This window comes from Piscinibacter sp. (assembly GCF_050175855.1).
Classification (GTDB): domain Bacteria; phylum Pseudomonadota; class Gammaproteobacteria; order Burkholderiales; family Burkholderiaceae_C; genus Piscinibacter.
On the sequence record NZ_JBFXIO010000514.1, the window covers coordinates 1 to 2,978 of the forward strand.

A 2,978-nucleotide genomic window follows, 5' to 3' on the forward strand; every position below is an offset into this window, starting at 1 on the left:
GACCTCGCTGTCGCTGCAGTGCGTGCACAGGGTGCGCACCAGGCGCTGCGCGAGGATGGCCAGCAGCGAATCGGAGAAGTTGTACGGGTCGAGGCCGATCTCGAGCAGCCGCGCGATGCTCTCCGGTGCGGAGTTGGTGTGCAGCGTCGAGAGCACCAGGTGGCCGGTGAGCGAGGCCTCCACCGCGATGCGCGCGGTCTCCTCGTCGCGCATCTCGCCGATCATGATCACGTCGGGGTCGGCGCGCAGGAAGGTGCGCATGGCGGCGGCGAAGGTCCAGCCGATGCGCGCGTTGATCTGCACCTGGCGCAGCCCTTCCTGGGCGATTTCCACCGGGTCTTCGGCAGTCCAGATCTTGCGGCCGTCGGTGTTGATGTCGCGCAGCACCGAGTGCAGCGTGGTGGTCTTGCCGCAGCCGGTGGGGCCGCAGATCAGCACCAGGCCATAGGGCTTGGCCGCCGCCGCGCGCAACGCCTGCAGGTTGCGCGGTGCCAGGCCGATCTCCTCCAGCGGCATCGGCTTGCGGCCGCCGAGCAGGCGCAGCACCACGTCTTCCAGGCCGCGGTGGGTCGGCACGGTGACCACGCGCAACTCGACGTGCGCGCCGCCGAAGCGGGCGAAGTCGATCTTGCCGTCCTGCGGCTTGCGGTGCTCGGAGATGTCGAGCTCGGCCATGATCTTGATGCGCGCCACGATGGCGAAGCGCAGCCGCGCCGGCAGCTCGAGCACCGGCACCAGTTCGCCGTCGACGCGCAGGCGCACGCGCACCGGGCGCGGCTCGTCGGCGGTCTCGATGTGGATGTCGGAGGCGCCGCGGCGCACCGCTTCCTCGACCAGCGAGTTCACCAGGCGCACCAGCGTGTTGTCGGATTCGGAGAACACCTCCGCGTCGGCCGGCACGGCGGCCTCGGGCGCGCTGCGCAGCTGCGCGGCGAGGTCGTTCAGGCTGGCGCGGGCCGGTGCGTCGGCGACGCCGCCGCGCGCCTGCGCGGCGGCATAGGCGCGGTGGATCGCCGGCATCAGGCTGCCGGGCAGCGCCATCAGCGGCCGGATGCGCCGCTGGGTGGCGAAGCGCAGCTGCTCGAGCAGCGCATGGTCCCAGGGGTCGGCCATCAGCACGGTCAGCGTGTCGCCGTCGAGCAGCAGCGGCAGCACGCCGTCGCGCTCGGCCACTGCGCGCGGCAGCAGCGACAGCACGTTGGGGTCGGGCACCAGCGCCTGCGGATCGACCACGCGCACGCCCTGCCACTCGGCCATCGCCATGCGCAGCCGCAGCTCGGACAGCACGCCGAGATCGACGAGGATGCGGCCGAGCGTGCGGTGCGGGCCAGGCCGCGCCTGCACGGCCAGTGCCCGCTGCAGCGTGGCCGCGTCGATCAGGCCGGCGCGCAGCAGCGCCTGGCCGAGGTGCGGGGCGGCAATGTCGCCGGACGGGTCGTCGCGCAGCGCAGCGCGCAGGGCCTCGCAGCTGGGCGGGCGCAGCGCCTGCGGGCCGGGCCGGGCAGGTTCGTCCAGCGGGATCGGGTGGGTCGGCAGCTCGCCGGGTTCGGTGCTCAGGGCCGCGCCGGCGCGGCCGTGGAAGAAGCGGGGGTCGAGGTTCATGCGGGTGCCGGTGCAATACCCCCTATGGTGCCGCCTTGAAATCGCCGGCGGCACCGCCACCTGCCACGAAGTCTCGCCTTCCGAGGGAAATTCACCATGCACGTCGTCTGCAGCCAGTGCGGCACCACCAACCGCGTTCCCGATGAACGCCTGACGCAGGACCCCGTGTGTGGGCGATGTGGCGAGGAGCTGCTCGCCGGCGAACCGGTGGAATTGACGGATGCCAATTTCGACGCCGTGACTTCGCGCACCGAAGTGCCGGTGGTGGTCGACTTCTGGGCGAGCTGGTGCGGGCCGTGCCGGATGATGGCGCCGCAGTTCGCGCAGGCGGCCAAGGCGCTGAAGGGCCGGGCGCTGCTCGCGAAGGTCGACACCGACGCCAACCCGCAGGTGGCCTCGCGCTTCGCCATCCGCAGCATCCCGACGATGGTCAAGCTGCAGGGCGGCCGCGAGGTGCAGCGCACCTCGGGGGCGATGCAGGCGAGCCAGATCGTCGGCTGGGTGGGCTGACCCGGATCAGCCCGCCGCGGCGCGCCGCGCCGCGAAGTCCACGAACCACGGCACGCAGTCGGCGTTGGCCATCGCGTCGAGCTTGAACACCTGCTCGGCCGGCGTGCCCATCAGCAGCTTCTTGACCGGCAACTCCATCTTCTTGCCCGACAGCGTGCGCGGGATGCCGCTGACCTGGAAGATCTCGTTCGGGACGTGGCGCGCCGACAGCGCCTCGCGGATCGCCTGCTTCAGGCGCTGGGTCAGCGCCTCGTCGAGCAGCGCACCCTCGCGCAGCACCACGAACAGCGGCATGTAGCTCTCGCGGCCGAGGTACTCGAGGTCGACCACCAGGCTGTCGAGCACCTCGGGCTGCGCCTCCACCGCGCGGTACAGCTCGGCCGTGCCCATGCGGATGCCGTGGCGGTTGATGGTGGCGTCGCTGCGGCCGTAGATGATCGCGCCGCCTCGCGGGGTGATGCGGATCCAGTCGCCATGGCGCCAGACCCCCGGGTACATGTCGAAGTACGAGTCGAGGTAGCGCCTGTGGCCTTCGTCGTTCCAGAAGCGCAGGGGCATCGAGGGCATCGGCTTCACGCACACCAGTTCGCCCACCTCGTCGACCAGCGCACGGCCGCGGCCTTGCGCATCGGGTTCGCTCCACGCCTCCACCGCCGCGCCCAGGCAGCGGCACTGCATCTCGCCCTCCACCACCGGCAGCGTGACCAGCCCGCCGACGAAGGCGCCCGCGAAGTCGGTACCGCCGCTGATCGGCGTGAGCCAGATGCGCTGGCCGTCGACCTTCGGCATCTGCTGCCAGATCCAGTGGTAGGCGTCGGTCGCCAGCGGCGAGCCGGTCGAGCCGATGGCGCGCAGCTTCGACAGGT

Annotated in this window: 3 protein-coding genes; 1 reads left to right on the forward strand and 2 read right to left on the reverse strand. The window is 71.7% G+C overall.

Annotation, left to right across the window (positions count from 1 at the left end; translation table 11 throughout):
• The coding region (locus AB7U92_RS24860) for a GspE/PulE family protein (RefSeq protein ID WP_428583174.1) at window positions 1-1,602 on the reverse strand (1,602 nt) is incomplete at its 3' end.
• A gap of 96 nt (window positions 1,603-1,698) precedes the next feature.
• On the opposite strand from AB7U92_RS24860, the gene trxC reads away from it, so the two are divergent.
• Window positions 1,699-2,112 (forward strand): thioredoxin TrxC, encoded by a 414-nt coding sequence (trxC, locus tag AB7U92_RS24865; RefSeq protein WP_428583176.1) that lies wholly within the window; start codon window positions 1,699-1,701, stop codon window positions 2,110-2,112.
• Between the two features lie 6 nt (window positions 2,113-2,118).
• Here trxC and AB7U92_RS24870 read toward each other — a convergent pair.
• Window positions 2,119-2,978, reverse strand: an 860-nt coding sequence (locus AB7U92_RS24870) for an AMP-binding enzyme (protein ID WP_428583178.1), incomplete at its 5' end; no start/stop codon positions are given.